General features: G+C 73.6%; 19 protein-coding genes and 1 pseudogene. 12 read left to right on the top strand and 8 right to left on the bottom strand.

What is annotated here, in order from left to right:
- The first annotated feature begins 123 nt into the window (after positions 1–123).
- The 3 genes from AB0F04_RS00505 to AB0F04_RS00495 all read left to right on the top strand — a co-directional run bounded on the left by AB0F04_RS00505 (position 124) and on the right by AB0F04_RS00495 (position 5,659).
- Positions 124–2,613: a SpoIIE family protein phosphatase gene (locus AB0F04_RS00505; protein WP_362036165.1), complete on the top strand. Its 2,490-nt coding sequence runs from the start codon at positions 124–126 to the stop codon at positions 2,611–2,613.
- Positions 2,614–2,774: 161 nt separating this feature from the next.
- Positions 2,775–4,433, top strand: a complete 1,659-nt coding sequence (locus AB0F04_RS00500; RefSeq protein ID WP_362036163.1) for a serine/threonine-protein kinase — start codon at positions 2,775–2,777, stop codon at positions 4,431–4,433.
- Positions 4,430–5,659, top strand: coding sequence for a hypothetical protein (locus tag AB0F04_RS00495; RefSeq protein ID WP_362036161.1), 1,230 nt, complete (start codon positions 4,430–4,432; stop codon positions 5,657–5,659). The genes AB0F04_RS00500 and AB0F04_RS00495 overlap by 4 nt, the downstream gene beginning before the upstream one ends.
- Here AB0F04_RS00495 and AB0F04_RS00490 read toward each other — a convergent pair.
- Entirely contained in the window at positions 5,644–6,237 is a 594-nt protein-coding gene (locus AB0F04_RS00490) for a TetR/AcrR family transcriptional regulator (RefSeq protein ID WP_362036159.1), read from the bottom strand. The two genes, AB0F04_RS00495 and AB0F04_RS00490, sit on opposite strands and share 16 nt — an antisense overlap.
- Before the next feature lie 240 nt (positions 6,238–6,477).
- Between AB0F04_RS00490 and AB0F04_RS00485 the strand changes: the two genes are divergently transcribed.
- Genes AB0F04_RS00485 through AB0F04_RS00470 form a run of 4 tightly spaced genes read left to right on the top strand, consistent with a single transcriptional unit; the run spans position 6,478 to position 11,243 of the window.
- Complete coding sequence (locus tag AB0F04_RS00485; RefSeq protein ID WP_362036157.1) at positions 6,478–7,023, top strand: 2Fe-2S iron-sulfur cluster-binding protein; 546 nt, start codon at positions 6,478–6,480, stop codon at positions 7,021–7,023.
- Positions 7,020–8,012: a xanthine dehydrogenase family protein subunit M gene (locus AB0F04_RS00480; RefSeq protein ID WP_362036154.1), complete on the top strand. Its 993-nt coding sequence runs from the start codon at positions 7,020–7,022 to the stop codon at positions 8,010–8,012. Before AB0F04_RS00485 ends, AB0F04_RS00480 begins: the two co-directional genes overlap by 4 nt.
- Positions 8,009–10,120 (top strand): xanthine dehydrogenase family protein molybdopterin-binding subunit, encoded by a 2,112-nt coding sequence (locus AB0F04_RS00475; RefSeq protein WP_362036151.1) that lies wholly within the window; start codon positions 8,009–8,011, stop codon positions 10,118–10,120. Before AB0F04_RS00480 ends, AB0F04_RS00475 begins: the two co-directional genes overlap by 4 nt.
- Entirely contained in the window at positions 10,113–11,243 is a 1,131-nt protein-coding gene (locus tag AB0F04_RS00470; RefSeq protein WP_362036149.1) for an XdhC/CoxI family protein, read from the top strand. The genes AB0F04_RS00475 and AB0F04_RS00470 overlap by 8 nt, the downstream gene beginning before the upstream one ends.
- A gap of 128 nt (positions 11,244–11,371) precedes the next feature.
- Here the strand turns inward: AB0F04_RS00470 and AB0F04_RS00465 are convergent, their stop codons facing one another.
- On the bottom strand, positions 11,372–11,935 hold the full coding sequence (locus AB0F04_RS00465; protein WP_362036147.1) for an NAD(P)H-dependent oxidoreductase: 564 nt from the start codon (positions 11,933–11,935) through the stop codon (positions 11,372–11,374).
- A 127-nt stretch (positions 11,936–12,062) separates the two neighbouring features.
- On the opposite strand from AB0F04_RS00465, the gene AB0F04_RS00460 reads away from it, so the two are divergent.
- From AB0F04_RS00460 to AB0F04_RS00450, 3 genes are all read left to right on the top strand, one after another.
- Positions 12,063–12,734: a helix-turn-helix domain-containing protein gene (locus tag AB0F04_RS00460; RefSeq protein ID WP_362036145.1), complete on the top strand. Its 672-nt coding sequence runs from the start codon at positions 12,063–12,065 to the stop codon at positions 12,732–12,734.
- A gap of 92 nt (positions 12,735–12,826) precedes the next feature.
- Positions 12,827–13,864: a LacI family DNA-binding transcriptional regulator gene (locus AB0F04_RS00455; RefSeq protein ID WP_362036143.1), complete on the top strand. Its 1,038-nt coding sequence runs from the start codon at positions 12,827–12,829 to the stop codon at positions 13,862–13,864.
- Between the two features lie 350 nt (positions 13,865–14,214).
- Entirely contained in the window at positions 14,215–15,651 is a 1,437-nt protein-coding gene (locus tag AB0F04_RS00450) for a benzaldehyde dehydrogenase (RefSeq protein ID WP_362036141.1), read from the top strand.
- 81 nt (positions 15,652–15,732) lie between these two features.
- Here the strand turns inward: AB0F04_RS00450 and trxA are convergent, their stop codons facing one another.
- The gene (gene trxA / locus AB0F04_RS00445) at positions 15,733–16,113 is read right to left on the bottom strand and encodes a thioredoxin (protein WP_362036139.1); all 381 of its coding nucleotides are present in this window, start codon (positions 16,111–16,113) and stop codon (positions 15,733–15,735) included.
- A gap of 120 nt (positions 16,114–16,233) precedes the next feature.
- On the opposite strand from trxA, the gene AB0F04_RS00440 reads away from it, so the two are divergent.
- Entirely contained in the window at positions 16,234–17,664 is a 1,431-nt protein-coding gene (locus AB0F04_RS00440) for an NAD(P)/FAD-dependent oxidoreductase (RefSeq protein ID WP_362036137.1), read from the top strand.
- A gap of 35 nt (positions 17,665–17,699) precedes the next feature.
- On the opposite strand, the pseudogene AB0F04_RS00435 reads toward AB0F04_RS00440, so the two are convergent.
- Positions 17,700–19,332, bottom strand: a pseudogene (locus AB0F04_RS00435) (ABC-F family ATP-binding cassette domain-containing protein).
- Between the two features lie 164 nt (positions 19,333–19,496).
- Positions 19,497–20,141: a peptide deformylase gene (locus tag AB0F04_RS00430; RefSeq protein ID WP_362036135.1), complete on the bottom strand. Its 645-nt coding sequence runs from the start codon at positions 20,139–20,141 to the stop codon at positions 19,497–19,499.
- Positions 20,142–20,294: 153 nt separating this feature from the next.
- Here AB0F04_RS00430 and AB0F04_RS00425 point away from each other — a divergent pair, with 153 nt between their 5' ends.
- Entirely contained in the window at positions 20,295–21,698 is a 1,404-nt protein-coding gene (locus tag AB0F04_RS00425; RefSeq protein WP_362036133.1) for a PepSY-associated TM helix domain-containing protein, read from the top strand.
- 66 nt (positions 21,699–21,764) lie between these two features.
- Here AB0F04_RS00425 and AB0F04_RS00420 read toward each other — a convergent pair whose 3' ends face one another.
- The 3 genes from AB0F04_RS00420 to AB0F04_RS00410 form a co-directional block, all read right to left on the bottom strand.
- On the bottom strand, positions 21,765–22,124 hold the full coding sequence (locus tag AB0F04_RS00420) for a tetratricopeptide repeat protein (protein WP_362036131.1): 360 nt from the start codon (positions 22,122–22,124) through the stop codon (positions 21,765–21,767).
- Between the two features lie 70 nt (positions 22,125–22,194).
- Complete coding sequence (locus AB0F04_RS00415) at positions 22,195–22,635, bottom strand: MarR family winged helix-turn-helix transcriptional regulator (RefSeq protein ID WP_362036129.1); 441 nt, start codon at positions 22,633–22,635, stop codon at positions 22,195–22,197.
- On the bottom strand, positions 22,632–23,114 hold the full coding sequence (locus AB0F04_RS00410; RefSeq protein ID WP_362036127.1) for a MarR family transcriptional regulator: 483 nt from the start codon (positions 23,112–23,114) through the stop codon (positions 22,632–22,634). The genes AB0F04_RS00415 and AB0F04_RS00410 overlap by 4 nt, the downstream gene beginning before the upstream one ends.
- Positions 23,115–23,201 lie beyond the last annotated feature (87 nt).

Genomic DNA, 23,201 nt, shown 5'->3' with positions numbered 1-23,201 from the left:
ACTCGACTGCGTCATGCGGCCCGGCCGCCGCGCAGGGCCCGCCGCCGGTCACACCTATACCCTTTCCTATTACTTAAGCTGTTTGATGCGGTTTGACGGTCATCCGGCAGGGATGAGAATGCGGTGACGAGGGACCAGCAGACGTCCGGGCTGCCTGGCGCACACAGCGCGGAGCGGGTCGACGGGCTGCCGTTCCACACACGCGCCCTCGCCACCGCGCACCGGGTGGCCGGGGCCGCCGCCGTGCCGGCCGGCCTGCTGGGCCTGGTGGGCCTCATCGGATGGATCTCGGGGGCCGATGCCCTGAAGGAAGTGCTCCCCGGCGCGGTGGCCATGAAGGCCAACACGGCTGTCGCCCTCATGGCACTCGGCCTTTCGGTGTACGTGGCCGTGCGAGGCGGCGCCCGCCCGGGGGCGCTCGCTGTCTCCCGCGTGGCGGCGGTCCTCGTCGCCCTGCTCGGCGGGCTCACCCTCATGGAGTATGTGACCGGGGTGGACCTGGGGATCGACGAGCTGCTCTTCGTGGACGACACCGCCCACCAGGGAACGGGACCGCCGGGCCGGATGGCGCCCCACACGACCGTGGCGCTGATGGCCGCGGGGGCGGGTTCCGTCTGTGCCGCTGCGCCCCGGGTTCCCGCCTGGGTGAGTCAGGTCCTGGGACTGGTCGTCGGCGCTCTCGGCATGCTGAGGCTGTACGGGGCCGCCTACGCGGTGCCCGAGCTGGAGCAGATCGGCCCCTACTCGGGCATGGCCCTGCACACCGCGGTGGCGCTGGTGCTGCTGGGGACGGCACTCTTCCTGGCCCGTCCGGGAGAGGGCTGCGCGGGGCTGCTGCTGAACGCGGGGACGACGGGCGCGCTGGGACGATGGCTGTTCGTCACCGTCCTGGTCGTGCCGCCGCTGCTGGGTCTGGCCACCCTGGCGGGTGAGGACGAGGGCGTGTTCGGGTCCCGGCTGGGCACCGCGCTCCTCGTCTGCGGCCATGTGGCCGTGTTCACGGCGGTGATCTTCGCGACCCTGGCCGTGGGCCGTCGTGTCGAGGTCGCGCACGGTCGTCTCGAGTGGCAGGTCCGCCAGAACGCACTGCTGCAGGCCTTCATGGACCACACGCCCGCGGTGGTGTTCATCAAGGACCTGGACGGCCGCTACCTGGCGGTCAACACGACGTTCGAGGAGAGCTTGAACCTGTCCCGGGACCAGGTCCTGGGACGCCGGGACGTCGACGTCATGCCGTCCGACCTCGCGCGTCAGGTGCGTGCCGCCGACCACGCGATGCTGGCGGCGGGCAGGCCGGTGCAACGAGAGGAACGGCTCGCCCTGCCGGCCGGTGCCCGAGATGTCCTCTCCACCCTCTTCCCGCTCAGGGACGCCTCCGGCTCGCCCTACGCCCTGTGCGGTGTCGTCACCGACATCACCGACCGGGTCGCGGCGCAGCGCGAGGTCCAGCGGTCGCACCGGCGGTTCCTCGCGCTGCTGGAGTCCGCTCCCGACGCCACCCTGATCACCGACGGCGACGGCACCGTCCTCATGGCCAACCCGCAGGTGCAACGCCTGTTCGGGCGTGTGCCGGGCGACCTGGTCGGCACCGATGTGATCGGCCTGGTGCCCGCCGCCCGGCGCAGACGGCACGGCGCCCTCCTGGACGCGTACTTCCGCCGGCGCGCTCCGAAGCCGACGGTCCTGGACACGGACCTGTTCGGGCTGCGCGGCGACGGCTCCGAGTTCCCGGTCGAGGTGAGTGTCAGCAGTCTGCGGTCCGAGCAGGAGACTCTGGTGGTCCTGACCGTCCGGGACATCACCGAGCGCAGACGGCTGGAGGCCGAACGCGCCGAGCGCTACGAGCAGCAGCGGCGCATCGCCTACACCCTGCAGCACAGCCTCATGGGGGAGCCGCCCCGTCTGGCCCACCTGCCGTGCGCCTACCGGTACCTGGCGTCCGTCCAGGACCCCGGAGTCGGCGGCGACTGGTTCGATGTCATCCCCCTCGACGAGCGCCGCACGGGCGTCCTCATCGGCGATGTGATGGGGCGGGGCCTGGAGGCCGCGGCCGTCATGGGGCAACTGCGCGCCGCCTCCCACGCCCTGGCCCGCACGGGTGCCACGCCCAGCGGGCTGATGAGGGCCCTCGACACGTTCGTCGGCGACCTGGCGGGCCAGCTGGTCACCTGCGTCTATCTGGTCCTGGACCAGATCAGGCACGAGGTCACGCTCTGCTCGGCGGGGCACCTGCCCGTCATCGTCCTGCCCCCCGACGGACCGGCCTGCCGGCTGACCTCGCCCGTCGGCGTGCCGCTGGGTGTCAACGACGCGGCCTCCGGGGTGCCGTTCGAGGAGGCGACCAGGCCGCTGCCGCCGGGCAGTGCCCTCGTGCTCTACACCGACGGGCTGGTCGAAAGGCCCGGCACCGACATCGAGGCGCAGATCGACGTCCTCACCCGCACCGTCGACCTCGCGCTGAAGGGCGCTCCCGTGGACGACCCGGGCACCCTCGACCAGGCAGCGGACCGCCTGGTCGGGACGCTCATCGCGGACACGGACATCTCAGACGACGACGTGACGCTGCTCCTGCTGGGTGTGCCCGGCACGGACGCGAACGGGCACCGAGCCTGAGCCGGGCGTCACCGGAGCGCGCCCCGGTCGGTACCACCGCGCCTCTGTCACGGTCCGGGCACGCCTCGCGCACGCTTGTGGCCACGCAACCGCAGTGGCCGAAAAATGTGTCTCCGAACGTGGCCGGCCGCTGGGGAGCGGCTGCCTTTGGGGGGATGGACATGAACACATGGGCGGTGCCCGGATACACCGAGTCGCTCGAACTCGGGTCAGGGGCAAGCGGCCGGGTCGTCCTCGCCGTGCACGAGGAGACCGGCCTCCCGGTCGCCGTGAAGTACCTCAGCGACTCGCTGCGCACCCGGCCCGGGTTCGTGCGCGACTTCCGGGCGGAGGCACGGCTGCTCGGCGGGCTGGAGAGCCCTCACGTCGCCGTCCTGTACGAGTACGTGGAGAGCCCGGACGGCGCGGCCATCGTGATGGAGCTGGTCGACGGCGTCCCGCTGCGCACGCTGCTCAGGAAAGAGGGCCCCCTTGCTCCCGAGGCCGCGCTCGTCGTCCTCAAGGGGTCGCTGCTCGGCCTGGCCGACGCGCACCACCTCGGCGTCGTCCACCGCGACTACAAGCCGGAGAACGTCCTGGTCGCGCCGGACGGGTCCTCCAAGCTCGTCGACTTCGGCATCGCCGTGGACGCGGGCACCAGCGCCGGCGTGGCGGGAACCCCCTCCTACATGGCCCCCGAGCAGTGGACCGGCGCACCCGCCTCGCCCGCCTCCGACGTCTACGCGGCCACAGCCACCTTCTTCGAGTGCCTGACGGGTCACAAGCCGTACGACGGCGGCAACCTAGCGGAGCTCGCGCTGCGGCACCTCGACGCGCCCGTCCCCGCCGAGGAGGTCCCCGAGGCGGTGCGGGAGCTGGTGCGGCGCGGCCTGGCCAAGGACCCGGCGAAACGGCCCGCACAGGCCGAGACGTTCGTCGTCGAACTGGAGTCGGTCGCCGGCGCCGCCTACGGCACCGACTGGGAGGAACGCGGCCGGGGACGGCTCGCCGCGCTGGTGGCCCTGCTCCCCCTGCTCCTGCCCTCGGCCCGCACGGCTCCCCGGAGCACCACGGACACCGCCCGCACGGTGCTGAGCCGGACGCCGGGCCCCGGCCGGGCCCACCCCTGGCTGCCCGGCCGCGCCGGAGTGCTCGTGTCCGCAGCCGCGGTACTGCTCGGTGCCCTCCTGACGTACGGGCTGCCGTACGAACCCGGGACCGCGGCGCAACGGGCGGCCCAGGCCCTGGCCACCACCAGCGCCGGGTCCGGTGCGGGCCCGGCGGCATCTGCCAGCCCGGCCGGCTCCTCCCCGTCCGCCGCCCCCACGGCCTCGGCCACTCCCTCGGCGTCCCCCACCCTGTCGCCCTCGGACCCGGCGACCACCGCCGCCGGTGCGCCCCCGGCCTCCGCCGCCCCTCCCGGTGGCGAGGAGCCAACCGCTTCCGCCGCGACGACCACCGCACCCCCCACCGCGACGACGCCGACGACCACGGCCCCGGCCCCGCCCATCGGGCCCGCCGTCAAGGACGTCACCGTCTCGGCCTTCCGGCAGACGGGCCCCACGACCGCTACGGCGACCCTCGGCGTCACCACGGACGGCACCGGCCCGGTCTCCATCACCGTCTCCTGGTTCACGGGCGACACCGCGGGGCAGCCGGGCACGGCCGACGGCGCGTCCGAGACCTTCGAACGCAGCGGCGCCACCCAGTACACGCTCAGCGTCGACCACACCTTCCGGAACCTCGGCTGCTACTGGACGGTGCAGGCCACCACGACCCCGGCCGCCGCCGACGGCGGCGCCTCGCAGCAGCTCCTCACCAGGCGGTGCGACCTGCGATGACCGCACACGACGACGACCGCACGACCGAGTCGACCGACGACGAGCGGACGGCGGTGCTCGGTCGCGCCGGCGAGCAGACCGTGGTGCTCAGCAGCGCCGGCGAGCAGACCGTGGTGCTCAGCAGCGCCGATGAGCAGACCGCCGTGCTCGGTCGTGACGACGAGCGGACGGCGGTGCTCGGTCGCGCCGGCGAGCAGACCGTGGTGCTCAGCAGCGCCGACGAGCAGACGGCCGTGCTCGGTCGTGACGGCGAGCAGACGGCGGTGCTCAGCAGCGCCGACGAGCAGACCGCCGTGCTCGGTCGTGACGGCGAGCAGACCGCCGTGCTCGGTCGTGACGGCGAGCAGACCGCCGTGCTCGGTCGTGACGGCGAGCAGACGGCGGTGCTCAGCAGCGCCGACGAGCAGACCGCCGTGCTCGGTCGTGACGGCGAGCAGACGGCGGTGCTCAGCAGCGCCGACGAGCAGACGGCCGTGCTCGGTCGTGACGGCGAGCGGACGGCGGTGCTCGGTCGTGACGGCGAGGAGACCACCGTGCTCGGGCACTCTCGCGGCGGTGAGCAGAGCGAGGTGCCGGGGAGGACCCCCGACCGTACCCGGACGCTGGGAGCCGATGCGGAGTACAGCGCCACCGTCCTCGCCAGCCACTGGATCCAGCGGCCCGAAGCCGACGAGGCCACCGCGGAGCAGGCGGCGGAGGCGTCGCCTGCCCGGTCGGCATCCCCCGACCGGGTCGGAGGAACCGTGCTGCGTTTCGGCCCGGGCGTGAGCGCCGTCGTTCACCACCGCAGCCACCGGACGCTCCCGGCCGTCCCGTCGCCTTCCGCACCCCGGGAGCGACGGCTGCGCAGACATGCCCTGCCCGCACTGGTTGTGCTCTGCGTCCTCGCGTTCCTCGCCTGGCAGCGCCTCGGGCCGCCCCTGGCGGTGAGCGCGGTGACGGTCACGGCCCGGCCGGCGTCCCTCGGCTGCGACGGCACCGCGGACCTGGTCGCCCTGGTCACCACCAACGGCCGCCCGGGCACGCTGTCCTACCGCTGGTCCCGGAGCGACGGCACCGCCTCGGGTGTGCTCAAGGAGGTACTGGCCCCGGGACAGCGGCAGGCGCGCCTTCACCTGCGCTGGACCTTCCAGGGCACGGGACACCGGACGGCCCGGGCCGAACTGCGCATCCTCTCCGGGACGCCGCGCACGGTCACCGCCGGCTTCACCTACGACTGTCCCTGACCTCCGGCAGCCGCCCCCACGCGCAGCCCGTCCATGACGAAGTCCAGCAGGCGGGTGGCGCGGGGCTGCCAGTCGGTGCCCGGGGGCAGCGTCCAGAGCCCGCCGATGAGGAGGAAGAGGTCGTCCGCGGTGATCCCCGGGCGGATGGTGCCGGCCCCCTCCGCGGCCCGCAGCAGCAGCTCGGCCGCCTCGGTCACCGGCGCGTGCCCCGGCTTCGCCGGCTGCCCCGGTGCGCTGGTGGCCTGCCGGAGTGCGTCGGCCAGGCCCGCCTTGGCCAGGGCGAACCGCGCGAGCCGGTCCATCCACTCGCGCAGCGCCCTGTCGGGCTCCCGGCTCTCCAGCAGCGGCGCCGCGGTGTCCGCGACCTGCTGCATCTCATGCCGGTAGATCTCCAGCACGAGGGCCTCGCGGGTGGGGAAGTGGCGGTAGAAGGTGCCCTGCCCGACGCCCGCCTTCTTGGCGATCGTGCTCAGCGGGACGTCCGCGGAACGGGTCAGCTCCTCCAGCGCCACTTCGAGGATGCGCTCGCGGTTGCGCTGCGCGTCCGAGCGCAGCGGGGCGTCCTTCTTCTGCCGCACTCGTACTCCTCGCGGGCCGCGGCCTGAACCGGACCTTGCTAAGCGGACAGCTGTCCGTTACGTTTCCGTGGGAGCGGACAGTTGTCCGCTTGTTCCATCGTATCGGCGGGCCACCCCTGCGGACAGACGCCGGACGCGCCGCGCGCGGGCGCGCCCTCGCATCCCGCCCGGTCGCTGACCGGCACGACCACCCGCAGCGCTCCCGCCCCCTCATCCGGCGATGTCAGAGAGAAGGCTTCCATGCCCCCATCGACGTCCAGCGACCTCACCCTGTCCGTCAACGGCGAGAAGTACACGCTGACCGTCGACCACCGCACCACCCTGCTCGACGCGCTGCGTGAACGACTCGACATGACGGGCACCAAGAAAGGCTGCGACCAGGGCCAGTGCGGTGCCTGCACGGTCCTGCTCGACGGCCGCCGCCACCTGGCCTGCCTCCAGCTCGCCGTGGCCGCCGAGGGACGCGAGGTCACCACCATCGAAGGCGTGGCCGACGGCGAACGACTGCACCCCGTGCAGCAGGCGTTCCTCGACCTGGACGGCTTCCAGTGCGGCTACTGCACGCCGGGCCAGATCTGCTCGGCCATCGCCGTGATCGAGGAGCACGCGGCCGGCTGGCCGAGCGCGGTCACCGGCGACGTCCGGCCCGAGGCGGGACCACCACCGCTCACCCCGGAGGAGATCCGCGAGCGGATGAGCGGCAACCTGTGCCGCTGCGGCGCCTACGTGTCGATCGTCCAGGCCGTGGCCCGGGCCGCCCGGGAGACGAAGGGAGCGGTGGCATGAGGGAGTTCGGCTACCAGCGGGCGTACGACGTCTCCGGCGCCGTGGCGCTGCTCGACGGCGACGGGGAAGCCCGGTTCCTGGGCGGCGGCACCAACCTCGTCGACCTGATGAAGACCGGCGTCGAACGGCCCGCCCGGCTCGTGGACATACGCGAACTGCCCCTGAACCGCGTCGAACCGACCGAGGACGGCGGACTGCGCATCGGAGCGACCGTCACCAACAGCGACCTGGCCGCCCACCCCGAGGTCCGGCGCCGCTACCCGGCGCTGGCGCAGGCGGTGCTGGCCGGAGCCTCCGGGCAGCTGCGCAACATGGCCACCGTCGGCGGCAACCTCCTCCAGCGCACCCGCTGCGGCTACTTCGCCGACATCGACTCCCCCTGCAACAAGCGTGATCCCGGCAGCGGCTGTCCCGCCATCACGGGCGAGCACCACAATCACGCCGTCCTGGGCGCCTCCGGGCACTGCGTGGCCACCCATCCCTCCGACATGGGTGTGGCGCTGGCCGCCCTCGACGCGAGCGTGTCGTACGAAACGGCGGCCGGACCGGGCGAGTTGGCGCTCGGCGACTTCTACCTTCCGGTGGGGGAGAGCCCGCATCTGGAGACCGCCCTGCCGCCGGGCGCGCTCATCACCGGCGTGACCCTCCCCGCCACCGCCACGGCGGCCAACTCCCGCTACCGCAAGGTGCGCGAGCGGGCCTCCTACGCCTTCGCCATCGGCTCCGTCGCCGCCGCGATCGACGTCCGGGACGGCCACGTCCACGACGTGCGGCTGGCGTTCGGCGCGGTCGCCTCCCGCCCCTGGCGCGCCCGCACGGCCGAACGGGTCCTGACCGGCGCCAAGGCCGACGCCGGGAACTTCGCGGCCGCCGCGGACGCCGAGCTGGCGGCCGCCCGGCCCCTGCCCCACAACGGATACAAGGTGACCTTGATGCGCAACCTCGTCGTGGCCGTGCTGAGCGAACTCGCCGAGGAGGCCACCCGATGACCACCGCGACCCGGGGCGGCACCGGCACCGCGCACACCCGTGTCGAAGGCCGCGACAAGGTCACCGGCGCGGCCCGCTACGCCGGCGAGATCCCCTTCGCGGACCTCGCCCACGGCTGGCTGGTGCTCTCGACCGTGGCCCGCGGCCGCGTCCGCGCCCTGGACGCCGACGCCGTGCTCGCGATGCCCGGCGTCCTCACCGTGCTCCATCACGGCAACGCCCCGCGCGTCGACACCGCCTTCACCGGCATGATGGGCGTCCCGCCGGACCCGAGCACCGGCCTCCTCCAGACCGACCGGGTGCCCCACATGGGCTGGCCGGTCGCCCTGGTCGTCGCCGAGACGTCCGAGCAGGCCCGGGAGGCCGCCGGCGCCCTCGTGGTGCACTACGACCGGGAGCCGCACGACGTCGCGTTCTCCGCGCGGCGCGAGTCCGAGGCCTACCCGCTCGACGGACACATGCCGGCCGTGGTGGAGAGGGGCGACCTGGAGGCCGGAATGGCGGCGTCCGCCGTCGTGGTGGACGCGGAGTACACCACTCCCGAGGAGCACCACAACCCGATGGAGCCGCACGCGGCGGCGGCCCGGTGGGAGGGCGGACGGCTGGAGGTCGTCGACTCCAACCAGGGGACGGGCTGGGTCGCCGACGAGCTCGCGCACCTCTTCTCCCTCGACCCGGCCTCCGTGCGGGTCCGCTCCGAACACGTCGGCGGCGGCTTCGGCAGCAAGGGCACCCGGGCGCACCAGGTGGCCGCCGTGATGGCCGCGACCGTGCTGCAGCGCCCCGTCCGGGTCGTCCTGACCCGCCGGCAGATGTTCTCCCTCGCCGGCCACCGCAGCCCCACCGCCCAGCGGGTCAGGCTCGGCGCCGACGCCGACGGGCGGCTGCGCGCCCTGGAGCACCGGTCCCTGAACCAGACCTCGACCGTGCACGACTTCGTCGAGCCGAGTGCCGCGGCGAGCCGGTCGATGTACGCCGCCGACGCCCACCACACCGCCAGCCGGCTGGTGAAGCTCGACGTCCCCACCCCGACCTGGATGCGCGCACCCGGCGAGGCACCGGGCTCGTTCGCTTTGGAGTCGGCGCTCGACGAACTCGCCGAGCGCTGCGGCGTCGACCCCATCGAACTGCGGGTGCGCAACGAGCCCGCGGTCGGCCCGGTGTCCGGACTGCCGTTCGGCAGCCGCAACCTGATCGCCTGCTTCCGGGAAGGCGCCCGCAGGTTCGGCTGGGACGGGCGCGATCCGCGTCCCGGGGTGCGCCGGGAGGGCCGCTGGCTGCTCGGCACGGGGACCGCGGCTGCCTCCTTCCCCGTGATGGCCATGCCGTCCACCGCGGCCGTGACCGCACAGGCGGACGGCACCTTCACGGTGCGGATCAACGCCGCGGACATCGGTACCGGCGCGAGGACCGCGCTCACCCTGATCGCCGCGGACGCCCTGGAGGTGCCCGCGGACCGTGTCCGGGTGCGGATCGGGGACAGCGACCTCGGCCCCGCGATGATCGCCGGCGGCTCGGCGGGCACCCGCTCCTGGGGCTGGGCCGTCACGGCGGCCGCCGGGGAGCTGCGCCGGAGCCTCGCACCCGGCGCCGACCTCCCGCCGGAAGGCATCACCGTACGGTCGGACACGGCCGAGGCCGTCGGCGCCCTCGCCCACAAGGAGCGGCACGCTTTCGGCGCGCAGTTCGCCGAGGTCGCCGTCGACCCCGCCACCGGGGAGATCCGTGTCCGGCGCATGCTGGGCATCTTCGCGGCCGGCCGGATCGTGAACCCGCTCACCGCCCGCAGCCAGTTCGTGGGCGGCATGACCTGGGGGATCTCGATGGCCCTGCACGAGGAAGCCGTCCGCGACCGGGAGAGCGGCGGCCTCTACGGCGCCGACCTCGCCGGATACCACGTCGCCGCGCACGCCGACGTTCCGCACATCGAGGCCGACTGGGTCGACGACCCCGACCCGGACGACCCGGTGGGCATCAAGGGCATCGGCGAGGTCGGCATCGTTGGTGCTGCCGCGGCGGTCGCCAACGCCGTCTGGCACGCGACCGGCGTACGCCACCGGAACCTGCCGATCCGGCCCGACCGCGTGCTGGCGGGCGGCGATGCTTGATCTCGCAGGGCCCCTGCACGAGTGGATCGAGGAGGGCCGGGACTTCGCCGTCGCCACGGTGGTCGCCGTCGGTGGCAGCGCCCCGCGCCCTCCCGGCGCCGCACTCGCCGTGTGCGCCGACGGCACGGCCGTCGGCTCGGTCTCCGGGGGCTGCGTGGAAGGAGCCGTGTACGACCTGTGCCTCCAGGCCCTCCAGGACGGCGAGATCGTGGTGGAGCGGTTCGGCTACGGCGACGAAGACGCCTTCGCGGTAGGACTGACCTGCGGCGGAACGATCGACGTCATGATCACACCGTTCCGGGGCGGTCGTCCGGCCGAGACGGCTGCCCTGGCAGCCGCCGCCCGGCGGGACCCCGTGGCCCTGGCCCGCGTGGTCCGCGGCCCGTCCGGCCTTCTCGGCCGGGCCCTCCTGGTCCGCCCCGACGGCTCGTACGACGGCGGTCTCGGCGGCACGCCGGACCTGGACCGCGCCGCGCTCGACCGGGCCCGCGCCCTGCTCGCCACCGGGCGCACCGGCACGGTGGAACTCTCCGAGGACGGGACGCACTGCCCCGGCGGTCTCACCCTGCTCGTCGAGTCGGCCGCCCCCGCGCCCCGCATGATCGTCTTCGGCGCCATCGACTTCGCGGAGTCCCTGGCACGGATGGGGAAGTTCCTCGGCTACCACGTCACCGTGTGCGACGCCCGCCCCGTCTTCGCGACCCGGGCCCGCTTCCCCGAGGCCGACGAGATCGTCGTCGACTGGCCCGACCGCTACCTGCGGCGCACCGGGACCGACGGGCGCACGGTGCTGTGCGTGCTCACCCACGACGCGAAGTTCGACATCCCCCTGCTGACGGAGGCGCTGCGGCTGCCCGTCGCCTACGTCGGCGCCATGGGCTCACGCCGCACCCACGAGGACCGCCGACGGCGACTGCGGGACGCGGGCGTGAGCGAGCGTGAGCTGGCCCGGCTCAGGTCCCCGATCGGTCTGGACCTCGGCGCCCGTACGCCCGAGGAGACCGCCGTGTCGATCGCGGCGGAGATCGTCGCGGTACGGCACGGCGGCACGGGGGAACCGCTCACCGGCTCGGGCAGGCCGATCCACCGGCCTATCCACGAGCCACAGCCCCAGCCGGTGTGAGTGCGAACCGCAGCCGTGGCCGTTCCGGTGTGAGTCGCAGCCGGCCGGAGCGGCTGCGGCCGATGTGGATGTGTTGGAGGGCCGGAGCCGTTTCCGGCTCCGGCCCTCCGTGGGTGCAGGCCGAGGCGTCAGGCCGCCGCGGGCTCCGAGGCGTGACCGTGCAGACGGGCGATGACCTCGGTCAGCTGCTCGGCGACCTCGGCGTCGTCGGCCGGGTGCGTCTCGGCGAAGCGGGTCATCGAGCCGGGGATGGACAGCTTGACGTCCTCCAGGACCTTGCCACCGGCCACGCCCACGGACTTGCGGGTCTCGTCGTGCGCCCAGACACCGCCGTACTGACCGAACGCGGTGCCCACCACGGCGACCGGCTTTCCGTTGAGGGCACCGGCACCGTACGGGCGGGACAGCCAGTCGATGGCGTTCTTCAGCACGGCCGGAATGGTGCCGTTGTACTCGGGAGTGAAAAGGATCAGGCCATCGGCGGCGTTCGCGGCCTCGCGCAGCCGCGCGGCGGCGGCCGGGACGCTACCCTCCACGTCGATGTCCTCGTTGTAGAAGGGAATCTCGGCCAGACCCTCGAACAGGTCCACCTCGGCCCCTTCGGGGGCGAGCTTCACGGCCGCCTCGGCGAGCTGACGGTTGTGCGAACCGGCGCGGAGGCTGCCGACGAGGGCGAGGATACGAACGGACATGCTGACTCCCACATCTGAGGCACTGCTCTGACAGACTGCTGAGGATCCGGACCGGGGTCCGTTTAACTTTCTAGCACCTTAACCGGACCGCGGTCCAGTTTTCTTCCCGATGCTTTACGCTGGCTTCATGTCCACCGCCCCGCCCCCCTTCCCGACGCCCCAGGAGCCCGTCGGTCATCCCGAGCTGCTTCAGCTCGGCACCGCCCTGGAGGGCGACGAGCCGTGCCTGCGGGCCGACGCCGCGCGCAACCGTGCCCGGCTGCTGGAGGCCGCCGGGCGGCTGGTGGCGGAGCGTGGCGCGCAGGCCGTCACCATGGAGGCCGTGGCCGCCGAGGCCTGTGTCGGCAAGGGCACGGTCTTCCGCAGGTTCGGCGACCGTACCGGCCTGCTGACGGCGCTGCTCGATCACTCGGAGAAGAAGTTCCAGGCCGCTTTCCTCGGCGGACCGCCGCCGCTCGGACCCGGAGCGCCGCCCGTGGAGCGGTTGCGCGCGTTCGGCTGCGCCATGCTGCGCCGCTCCGCCGACGACCTGGAGCTGCAGCTGGCGGCCGAGCCCGGCGCGGACCGCCGCTTCGTCGCCCCCGCCCGCCGTGTGCTGCGGCACCACATCGAGATGCTGCTGCGCCAGGTCGTCCCCGACGCCGACTGCGATCTCCTCTCCCACGCGCTGATGGGTCAGCTGGACCCGGCGCTCGTCCACCACCTGACCAGGCAGTGCGGGACCCCCCTGGCCCGGCTGGAGGCCGCGTGGGTCGACCTGGTCGACCGGGTGACCGGCGCGGGAACCGCCTGCCGGTAACCCGCCCGCTGCACCCCGTGAGCGCTCACGAGTTTCTCACAACTCCCCCGCCGGACGGGCGCATTGGGGCTTCTGCCAAGATGCCGTACGTCATGGTGCAGATACCGAAAACGCCCGCGCCCCCGTCCCCCGCACCGTCGCGCTCCGTGCCCACGAGCGCCGATGTGGCCCGCCTGGCCGGCGTCTCGCGCGCGACCGTCTCCTACGTCCTCAACAACACCAGCGCCGTACGGATCAGCGAACCCACCCGCCGCCGCGTGCACGAGGCCGCGAGGGAACTCGGGTACGTGCCCCACGCCGCGGCCCGCAGTCTGCGCGCCGGGCACAGCCGCATGGTCCTGATCCCCGCGCCGACCTTCCCCGTCGGCCCGCTCTACAGCCGGTTCCTCACCGACCTCCAGGGATCGCTCGCCGCCCTGGACTACACGGTCGTGCAGCACGGAACCGGCAGCCCGCACGGCGACGAAGCCGCCCGGTCCTGGGCCGAGTTGCGGCCCGTGGCCGTGCTCGTGCCCGGCTCCGGCCTCGGCCCGCGCGGGGTGGCGGTGCTCAAGCGCTCCGGAGCGCGGGCCGTGGTCACGCTCGGCCCCGAGACCATCGAGGGCGCGCACGCGCTGCTCATGGACCACGACGTCGTCGGCCACAGCGCGGGCGCCCACCTGTACGACCGCGGCAGGCGCCGGATCGGCGTGGTCGTCCCTCAGGACCCCGGCCTCGAGGCGTTCTCCGCACCCCGTCTCGACGGCGTGCGCCAGTCGGTGCGCGGCACGGACGCCACGGTGACCGAACTGCCCCTCGCCTACGACGAGGAGGCCGCGGCGCGTCTCGCCGGCCGCTGGCGCCGGCTGGGCCTGGACGCGGTGTTCACCTACAACGACGAGTACGCGATGCTGCTGATGCGGGCCCTGCTGGACGAGGGCATCCGCATCCCCGAGGAGACGGCCGTGATCGGGGCCGACGACCTGATGCTCGGGCGCTTGCTGAGGCCCCGGCTCAGCACGGTCCGCCTGCACCTGCCGTCCGGGCGCGAACTCGCCGAACTGGTGGACCGGACGGTGCGCAATCCCGCCACCGAGCCCGAGGCGCACAAGGTGCTGGGGGCGACGGTGCTGCACCGGGAATCGAGCTGACCCGGTGGGTGTGACGCTCCGTCAGGTGTCGGGTGCCGTAGGCCGGACGGCACCGACACCGGCTGAGGGCGAGCGTCGGGCGCCGGGTGCGGGACGTCGTCGCCGATCGGCAAAAGGCCCTGGGCGAAAGGCGATTCGCGGAACGGCAATCGGCAGGCGGTCCGGTCGGCGTGCGCGGCATGGCTAGGATGTTGCATGCTCAACAAAACGGGGACGCGTTCCTGCGCGGGCCGCGGCGCACACCGCCGTGCCCGCTCGGTGCGTTCCGCCATGTGACCGCCGAACCGGCCGCGCACGCACGGGAGTTCCGCTCGCCCGTCAGCCGGTGACCGATCGATCGGAGAGCCGCCATGCCGTTGCTCGACACGAAGACCTGGCAGCCCCGCAGCCTCGCGGGGCCCGGGTACACCGTCACCGAGCCCGCCACCGGCCAAGCCCTCGGCACGCTCGCCCTCGCCGGCCCCGAGGACGTGGAAGCCGCTGCCGGGCGGGTCGCCACCGCCCAGCCCGCGTGGGCACGCGCCCCGCACTTCGCCCGGGCCGCCGTGCTCCGCAAGGCCGGCGACCTGTTCACCGAGCACGCCGCCGAACTGCGCGCATGGCTCGTCCGCGAATCGGGTTCCGTCCCCGGCAAGGCCGACTTCGAGCTGCACGTCGCAGCCCAGGAGTGCTACGAGGCCGCCGCGCTCGCCTCCCGCCCGGCCGGCCAGGTGCTGCCCAGCGAGGCGCCGCGCCTGTCCTACACGCGGCGCGTCCCGGCCGGCGTCGTCGGCGTGATCTCGCCGTTCAACGCACCCCTGATCCTGTCCATCCGCTCCGTCGCACCGGCCCTGGCGCTGGGCAACGCGGTCCTGCTCAAGCCGGACCCGCGCACGGCCGTCTGCGGAGGGCTGTCCCTCGCCGCGGTCTTCGCCGCCGCGGGCCTGCCGGAGGACCTGCTGCACGTCCTGCCCGGCGGCCCGGACGCCGGACAGGCCCTGGTCGCCGACCCGCGCGTGCCGATCCTCTCCTTCACCGGATCCACCGCCGCCGGACGGGCCGTGGGCGAGGCCGCCGGCCGTCACCTCAAGCGTGCCCACCTCGAACTGGGCGGCAACTCGGCCATGATCGTCCTGGAGGACGCCGATCTCGACGCGGTGATATCCACGGCCGCCTGGGGCTCGTTCTTCCACCAGGGACAGATCTGCATGACCACCGGACGTCATCTGGTGCACGCGTCCCTCTACGACGAGTACGTCGAGCGGCTGGCCGCCAAGGCGGACTCGCTCGCCGTGGGCGACCCGCACCGGGAGCAGGTCCACCTCGGTCCCATCATCGACTCCGGCCAGCTCGCCAAGATCAGCGGCCTGGTCGAGGCCAGCACGGCCGCGGGCGCCAAGCTCGCCGCCGGCGGCACCCACGACCGGCTCTTCTACCGGCCGACAGTCCTCGCCCACGTCGACGACCGCACCCCCGCCTACGCGGAGGAGGTCTTCGGCCCGGTGGCGCCCGTCCGCTCCTTCCGCACCGCCGACGAGGCGGCGGCCCTGGCCGCGCAGAGCGCCTACGGCCTCTCCCTGGGCATCGTCACCAGGGACCCGGCCCGCGGCCTGGACCTGGCCGAGCGCATCCCGACCGGCATCGTCCACATCAACGACCAGACCGTGAACGACGAGGCCGTGGCGCCCTTCGGCGGCGTCGCCGCCTCCGGCACCGGCGCCCGGTTCGGCGGCGAGGCCAACCTGGAGGCGTTCACCGAACTGCGCTGGACGACGGTACGCGGAGACGTCGCCCCGTACCCCTTCTAGGGCTCCACGTGCGCGGGGGCGGGTCCGGGAGGCCCGGTCGTCCGGGCCCCCGGCTCGGGTCACTCGGCCCAGGCTGCCGGGTCACTCGGCCGACTGCTGGGCCTGCTGCTCGGCGACCGCCTTGCGGACCTCGTCCATGTCGAGGTTGCGGGCCTGCCCGATGACGTCCGTCAGGGCGGCCTCGGGCAGGGCGCCCGGCTGCGCGAACACGGCGACCTGGTCACGGACGATCATCAGGGTCGGGATGGACTGGATACCGAAGGCCGCGGCCAGCTCGGGCTGCGCCTCGGTGTCCACCTTGCCGAACACCAGGTCCGGGTTCTCCCCGGCCGCCTTCTCGTACACCGGGGCGAACTGCTTGCACGGCCCGCACCAGTCGGCCCAGAAGTCGATCAGGACGAACTCGTTGTCCGTGACCGTCTGGTCGAAGTTCTCCTTGGTGAGCTCCACGGTGCTGCTCATGGCGTACATCCCTACTTCCTGGTGTGGGGTCAAGCCGTCGGCACAACACGGCCGACCGGACACGTATTCCGCGCCCCTACCCATGTGGCCAGGGCGCACACCACCCACCAGACTGACCCCATGACGGAAACGGAAACCAACGCGTACGACGTCGTGGTGCTCGGGGCCGGGCCCGTGGGGGAGAACGTCGCCGACCGCACCCGGGCCGCCGGACTGACCACCGCGGTCGTGGAGAGCGAGCTCGTCGGCGGCGAGTGCTCCTACTGGGCGTGCATGCCCAGCAAGGCCCTGCTCCGGCCGGTCATCGCCCGCGCCGACGCCCGCCGCGTGCCGGGTCTGCGCCAGGCGGTCCAGGGCCCCCTCGACGCGGCCGCGGTCCTCGCCCACCGGGACTACTACACCTCGAACTGGAAGGACGACGGTCAGGTCGGGTGGCTCGACTCCATCGGCGCCGACCTGTTCCGCGGCCACGGGCGACTCACCGGCCCCCGCACGGTGACGGTCACCGGCCCCGACGGCGGCGAGCGCGTCCTGACCGCCCGGCACGCCGTCGCCGTCTGCACCGGCAGCCGGGCCGCCCTGCCCCGCCTGCCCGGTCTCGACGCCGTCAAGCCATGGACCAGCCGGGAGGCCACCAGCTCCAAGACGGTGCCCGGCCGGCTGATCGTGATCGGCGGCGGCGTGGTCGCCGCCGAGATGGCCACGGTGTGGCAGGCCCTCGGCTCGCAGGTCACCCTGCTGGTCCGCGGCAAGGGCCTGCTGCCCCGGATGGAGCCCTTCGCAGGGGAACTGATCGCCGAGGCGCTCACGGAGGCCGGCGCGGACGTCCGTACGGGCACCTCGGTGGAGTCGGTGACCCGGGAGAACGGGACGGTCGTGGCCGTCACCGGCACGGGGGAACGCATCGAGGCCGACGAGATCCTCTTCGCCACCGGCCGCGCCCCCCGCACCGACGACATCGGGCTGGAGTCGATCGGCCTCGACCCCGGCTCCTGGCTCCCGGTCGACGACAGTCTCCGCGTGTCCGGCCACGACTGGCTGTACGCGGTCGGCGACGTCAACCACCGTGCCCTCCTCACCCACCAGGGCAAGTACCAGGCCCGCATCGCGGGCGCGGCCATCGCCGCCCGGGCCACGGGGGAGAACCTCGCCGCCGAGCCCTGGGGCGCCCACGCCGCGACCGCCGACCACGCCGCCGTCCCCCAGGTCGTCTTCACCGACCCGGAGGCGGCGGCCGTGGGCCTGTCCCTGGCCGAGGCGGAACAGGCGGGGCACCGGGTGAAGGCCGTCGACGTGGACCTGTCCACCGTCGCCGGGGCCGGCCTGTACGCCGACGGCTACCAGGGCCGCGCCCGCATGGTCGTCGACCTCGAGGAAGAGATCCTGCGCGGCGTGACCCTCGTCGGGCCCGGCGTCGGCGAACTCATCCACTCCGCGACCATCGCGGTCGCCGGCCAGGTCCCGGTCGGCCGCCTGTGGCACGCCGTCCCGTCCTACCCGACGATCAGCGAGGTGTGGCTGCGGCTGCTGGAGGCGTACCGGGACGCCTGACCGCGCGGGCCGGCGCCCGACGGCGCCGGCCGGCCTCATGCGTGCGCGGGCACCACCAGCTCCCGGTAGTCGTCGTCCCACAAATCCTCCTCGGCCTCCGGAAGCAGCAGCACCCGGTCCGGCCGCAGCGCGTCCACGGCGCCCTCGTCGTGCGTGACCATGACGATCGCGCCCGGATAGGTGCCCACCGCGGCCAGGACCTCGGCGCGGGACGCCGGGTCCAGGTTGTTGGTGGGTTCGTCGAGGAGCAGGACGTTCGCGCCCGAGTGCACCAGACCCGCCAGGGCGAGCCGCGTCTTCTCGCCGCCGGACAGGACGCCGACCGGCTTGCCGACGTCGTCGCCGGTGAACAGGAACGCGCCCAGGACCTGGCGGACTTCACCGTCGGACAGGTGCGGCGCGGCGCCGGCCAAGTGCTCGCGGACCGTCGACTCCGGCTCCAGGGTGTCGTGTTCCTGTGCGAAGTAGCCCAGGCGCAGACCGTGTCCGTGGACCACCCGGCCGCCGTCGGGCCGGTCCTGCCCGGCCAGGATGCGCAACAGGGTGGTCTTCCCGGCGCCGTTGGGACCGAGTACCACCAGCCGGCTGCCCCGGTCGACGGCCAGGTCGACACCCCGCAGCACCTGCTGACCGCCGTACGACCTGCTCAGGCTCACCGCGCCGAGCGGGATGCGGCCGCAGGGCGCCGGCTCGGGGAGCCGGATCCTGGCCGTCCTCTCGGTGCGCCGCGCCGGTTCGAGGTCGGCGAGCAGCCGGTCCGCACGGCGCGCCATGTTCCGCGCGGCCACCGCGGTCGACACCCGGGCCCGCATCTTGCCGGCCTGGGCGTGCAGCGCCGCCGCCTTGCGCTCGGCGTTCGCCCGTTCGCGCGCCCGCCGCCGCTCGTCGGCCTCTCGCTGCGCCAGGTAGGCGTCCCAGCCGGTGTTGTGGACGTCGAGCGCGGCCCGCCCCGGGTCCAGGTGGAAGACCCGGTTCACGGTGCCGGCCAGCAGCGACGTGTCATGGCTGATCATCACCAAGCCGCCCTGATGACTCGTCAGGAAGGCGCGCAGCCAGGCGATCGAGGCAGCGTCGAGATGGTTCGTCGGCTCGTCCAGCAGCAGGGTGCCGTGCCCGGCGAACAGGATACGGGCCAGCTCCACGCGACGGCGCTGACCGCCCGACAGCGCGCTGAGCGGCCGGTCCATCACGTCCGTGGGCAGGCCGAGCCCGGCGGCGACCCGGGCGGCCTCCGCCTCGGCCGCGTAACCGCCGCGCGCCTGGAACTCGGCCTCGGCCCGCACATAGGCGTTCATCGACCGCTCCGTCCCGTCGGCCATCGCGGCCTCGGCGCCGCGCAGCGCCCGCACGGCCAGGTCCAGGCCGCGCGCGGACAGGATCCGGTCGGCGACGGTGACCGACTGGTCGGCGGCGCGGGAATCCTGCGGAAGATGCCCGACACCGGCCGCGCGAAGAACCGAGCCGGCGGCGGGCCGCAGTTCGCCCGCCAGGGTGTGCAACAGGGTCGTTTTCCCGGCGCCGATGGGGGTACCTCCCTGCTCGAGCGAAGCCGAGAGCTTGGGGGAGGCCGACCAGGCCGATGCGGTCGCCGGGGGAGACGTGGAAGGAGACGCCGGACAGCAGCAGACGCGCGCCCACGCGCACGTCGACGTCACGAACGGTGATCATGAGAAAACGCTCCGAACAAGCAAGAGGACACACGGGTGGCGTGGAAGCGGGTCCTCGGCTAGGAAATTCGGGGCGTAGACATGCGGCCACGGTAACGGAGGCACCGCGCCGGGCGCCTCCGAATTTCTGGGCCACCAGGTCGGAAGGCCCGCGGGCCTTCCTGGCTACGGCAGCGGGAAGCCCAGTGCCCGCGCCGCCTCCTGTGGTGTCGGCTGGCCCCAGCGTTCCGCCATCGCCTGGCTGGAGGCCAGCGACCGTGGCTCGGCACGATCCAGGTAGAGGACGCCGTCCAGGTGGTCCGTCTCGTGCTGCACGATCCGCGCCGGCCAGCCCGTGAACACCTCGTCCAGCGCCCGTCCGTGCTCGTCCTGCCCGCTCAGCCGCACCTCGGCGGGCCGCGCCACCACCGCCTGCCAGCCCGGAACGCTCAGGCAGCCCTCGAAGAACGCGGCCCGCGCGTCCCCGACCGGCTCGTAGGAGGGGTTGACCAGCACGCGGAACGGCTGCGGCACCCGCCCACGGATGAGCCGCACCTCCTCCGGCACCGGCGCCGGATCCTCGATCACCGCGATCCTGAGCGGCACACCGACCTGCGGCGCCGCCAGGCCGACCCCGGGCGCCGCGCGCATGGTGACCCGCAGGGCCTCGATGAACCGGGCCAGCAGGGCGGGCTCCAGCTGACCGTCGTACGGCACCGTGCCCTGGCGCAGCACCGGGTCACCGGCCGCGACGATGGCCAACGGGACTCCCCCGTCGAGGAGTTGCCCGACCCGCTCGGCCAGGGGTGCGCGATCGCCCGTTGTTCCCATCGCGTCAGGATGACACGCCACCCCCCACCCTCACGTGGCGCACATCACACCTGCGCTCCGGGAACTGAACGCGCCGCCGTCCCGACTACTGCACCGCAACGGCCACCGCTCACACCGCAACGGCCCAGAAGACCTCCCCGGAGAAGCCCGCCGATGACCACCGCTCCCTCGACCACCACGGACGAGGCCCCGCAACCAGCCGCCCCGGCACCGCCGAAGAACGGCTGGGCCTCCCTGCGCCCGCTGATCCTCCGTCTGCACTTCTACGCCGGTGTGCTGGTGGCGCCGTTCCTTCTCGTCGCCGCCGTCACCGGTCTGCTGTACGCGGGCTCCTTCCAGGCCGAGAAGCTCGTGTACGACCACGAACTGACCGTCCCCGTGGGCGAGAAGAAGCTGCCGATCAGCGAGCAGGTGGCCGCCGCCCGCAAGGCCCACCCCGAGGGCACCGTCTCGGCCGTACGCCCCTCACCCGAGGCCGACGCCACGAGCCGGGTGATGCTGTCCGGCGTCCCGGGCGTCGGCGAGGGCCACGCGCTCGCCGTGTTCGTCGACCCGTACACCGCACAGGTGCGCGGCTCCCTCGAGCAGTACGGCTCGACCGGCGCGCTGCCGCTGCGCACGTGGATCGACGAGTTCCACCGGGACCTGCACCTGGGGGAGCCGGGGCGGCTGTACAGCGAACTGGCGGCCAGCTGGCTGTGGGTGATCTCGGCGGGCGGGCTGGCGCTGTGGTTCTCCCGGCGCCGCGCCCTGCGCAAGGTGCGAGGGACGAAGGGCCGGCGCCGCACCCTCGGACTGCACGGCACCGTCGGCGTCTGGGCGGCGATCGGGTTCTTCTTCCTCTCGGCTACCGGCCTGACCTGGTCCGCCTACGCGGGGGCCACCATCGACGAGCTGCGGACCTCGCTCGGCCAGGCCACCCCGTCGGTGTCGGCGGCGGCCGGCGGTGAACACGCCGGCCACGGCTCCGCCGCCGGGCAGGCGGGCGACGCCGCGCACGGCGTCGGCCTGGACAAGGTCCTCTCGGCGGCGCGGGCCGAGGGGCTGGGCGACCCGGTGGAGATCGTGCCGCCCGCTGACGCGAGCTCGGCGTACGTGGTCAAGCAGGTGCAGCGCAGCTGGCCCACCCGACAGGACACCGTCGCGATCGACCCGGCCGACGGCCGGGTCATCGACGTGGTGCGCTTCGCGGACCACCCGGTGCTCGCGAAGCTCACCCGGTGGGGCATCGACCTGCACACCGGCGTCCTGTTCGGCCTGGCCAACCAGATCGCCCTGATACTGCTCGCGGCCTCCCTGATCCTGCTGATCGTCTGGGGCTACCGCATGTGGTGGCAGCGCGGCCGGGGCACCTCCTTCGGCCGTCCGATCCCGCGCGGTGCCTGGCAGCAGGTCCCGCCCCAGATCCTCGTGCCACTGCTGGCGGGCATCGCCGTACTCGGCTACTTCCTGCCCTTGTTCGGCATTCCGCTGGCGGCCTTCCTCGCCGTCGACATCCTGCTGGGGGAGATCGCCCACCGGCGGGGGCGGCGGTCGTACGGGACGCCGGTCGCGTAGCGGGACGGCAGACGACGGCGATGCCCGGCTCCGCACGGAGCCGGGCATCCTCGGGTGCGGCGCGGGTCAGCGCTGGTCGAAGTCACCCGCGAGTGCCGAGGCGATCCGCAGGTGCGACTCCGCCTCCTCGTGCCGGTTCTGCCGCTGGAGCGTGCGGCCGAGCATCAGCCGGGCGTAGTGCTCCACGGGGTCGCGCTCGACGATCGTCCGCAACTCGCCCTCGGCGCGCTGCAGTTGAGCCGAGTGGTAGTAGGAACGAGCCAGGAGCAGCCGGGGCCCGGTCTGCTCGGGCACCTCCTCGACCAGCCCGACCAGGACGCGCGCGGCGGCGGCGTAGTCCTTGGCGTCGAAGAACAGCTGCGCGCGCTCCCAGCGCTCGGCCGGGGTTCCATGGGCGTAGTACGTGGTGTCCTGGGTCGTGTTCACTCGGTGCCTCCTTCGAGGCCGACAACCAGGCCCGTCGGCCGGATATTCCGCTGGTCGGACGGGGGCGCGACTATCGGGTCAGGGCGGCCGGCTCGGCACCGGCCCGCTCGGTGATCAGGCTCAGCACCCGGCCCGTGACGGCCAGGTCTTCCGCCGGGATGCCGTCGTAGATCCGGGCCGTGACGGGAGCCGTCTCGCCGGAGGTCGTGGCGTACAGCTCCCGCCCGGCGTCCGTGATCCGCACCTCCGCCGCCCCGTCCGGGGCCAGCCACTGTGCGGCGATCAGCTGGTCGAGCACGCCGTGCACCTCCGAGGCGTCGATCTTCAGCGCGCCGGTGACACCGTCGACGAGCTGCTCGCGCGCGACCGGGCCGTCGGCGAGTGCGGCGAGCCGGAGGGTGACGGACTGCTGGAAGGTGATGCCGTGCCGGGCGAGCACGTTCTCCAGGAGGGCCCGGCCGGCGTAGTGGGCCAGGGCGATGACGCGGGGGTCGACGAGGGTGGTGGTCATGGCTGCTCCGTCTCGGTCTCGTTGAAGGGATCAAGGGGTGCGTCGAGCAGGGCCGTCAACTCCCGGGTGAACGCGCGGGTGCGCTCGCTGCCGAGGCCGCCGAGCGGGTCGAGGAGCTGCCCGAGGAGTCCGTGGACGACTTCGATCGCCCGCCGGGTGACGTCGAGGCCCCGCTCGGTGAGGGCCAGCTGCACGGCGCGCGGGTCCCGTGGATCCCGGCTGCGCTCCAGGAGGCCGGCCGCCTCCAGGGCGCGGGCGAGCTTCGACACGTAGAGCGGTTCGAGCCCGGTGTGGTCGGCGAGGCGGCGCTGGCTGGGCCGCTCGCCGGAACGCTGCATGCCGTGCAGCGAGGCGACCAGCGAGTACTGCGCGTGCGTGAGCCCGAGAGGGGCCACCGCACGGTCGACCGCGACCCGCCACTTCATCGACAGCCGCCACACCAGGAACCCGGGCGTCGCGCCCTCGTATCCGTCACTCATGGCGATACTGTACATAGCTACTATGTACATGGCTACTGTTCGCTCGCCGTTGTCCGCCCGCCGCCCCCGAGGCGCCCTCGCGCCACG

This window comes from Streptomyces sp. NPDC029041, from assembly GCF_040637515.1.
Taxonomy (GTDB): domain Bacteria; phylum Actinomycetota; class Actinomycetes; order Streptomycetales; family Streptomycetaceae; genus Streptomyces.
Note: the sequence above shows the minus strand (reverse complement) of the source record. Positions and strands in the feature narration are given on the sequence as shown.

Excerpts from the sequence above, each read along its gene's own strand:
- AB0F04_RS00500 (WP_362036163.1), top strand. The coding sequence starts at position 2,775 with ATGAACACATGGGCGGTGCCCGGATACACCGAGTCGCTCGAACTCGGG.
- AB0F04_RS00495 (WP_362036161.1), top strand. The coding sequence starts at position 4,430 with ATGACCGCACACGACGACGACCGCACGACCGAGTCGACCGACGACGAG.
- AB0F04_RS00485 (WP_362036157.1), top strand. The coding sequence starts at position 6,478 with ATGCCCCCATCGACGTCCAGCGACCTCACCCTGTCCGTCAACGGCGAG.
- AB0F04_RS00480 (WP_362036154.1), top strand. The coding sequence starts at position 7,020 with ATGAGGGAGTTCGGCTACCAGCGGGCGTACGACGTCTCCGGCGCCGTG.
- AB0F04_RS00475 (WP_362036151.1), top strand. The coding sequence starts at position 8,009 with ATGACCACCGCGACCCGGGGCGGCACCGGCACCGCGCACACCCGTGTC.
- AB0F04_RS00470 (WP_362036149.1), top strand. The coding sequence starts at position 10,113 with ATGCTTGATCTCGCAGGGCCCCTGCACGAGTGGATCGAGGAGGGCCGG.
- AB0F04_RS00465 (WP_362036147.1), bottom strand. The coding sequence starts at position 11,935 with ATGTCCGTTCGTATCCTCGCCCTCGTCGGCAGCCTCCGCGCCGGTTCG.
- AB0F04_RS00460 (WP_362036145.1), top strand. The coding sequence starts at position 12,063 with ATGTCCACCGCCCCGCCCCCCTTCCCGACGCCCCAGGAGCCCGTCGGT.
- AB0F04_RS00455 (WP_362036143.1), top strand. The coding sequence starts at position 12,827 with ATGGTGCAGATACCGAAAACGCCCGCGCCCCCGTCCCCCGCACCGTCG.
- AB0F04_RS00450 (WP_362036141.1), top strand. The coding sequence starts at position 14,215 with ATGCCGTTGCTCGACACGAAGACCTGGCAGCCCCGCAGCCTCGCGGGG.
- trxA (WP_362036139.1), bottom strand. The coding sequence starts at position 16,113 with ATGAGCAGCACCGTGGAGCTCACCAAGGAGAACTTCGACCAGACGGTC.
- AB0F04_RS00440 (WP_362036137.1), top strand. The coding sequence starts at position 16,234 with ATGACGGAAACGGAAACCAACGCGTACGACGTCGTGGTGCTCGGGGCC.
- AB0F04_RS00430 (WP_362036135.1), bottom strand. The coding sequence starts at position 20,141 with ATGGGAACAACGGGCGATCGCGCACCCCTGGCCGAGCGGGTCGGGCAA.
- AB0F04_RS00425 (WP_362036133.1), top strand. The coding sequence starts at position 20,295 with ATGACCACCGCTCCCTCGACCACCACGGACGAGGCCCCGCAACCAGCC.
- AB0F04_RS00415 (WP_362036129.1), bottom strand. The coding sequence starts at position 22,635 with ATGACCACCACCCTCGTCGACCCCCGCGTCATCGCCCTGGCCCACTAC.
- AB0F04_RS00410 (WP_362036127.1), bottom strand. The coding sequence starts at position 23,114 with ATGAGTGACGGATACGAGGGCGCGACGCCCGGGTTCCTGGTGTGGCGG.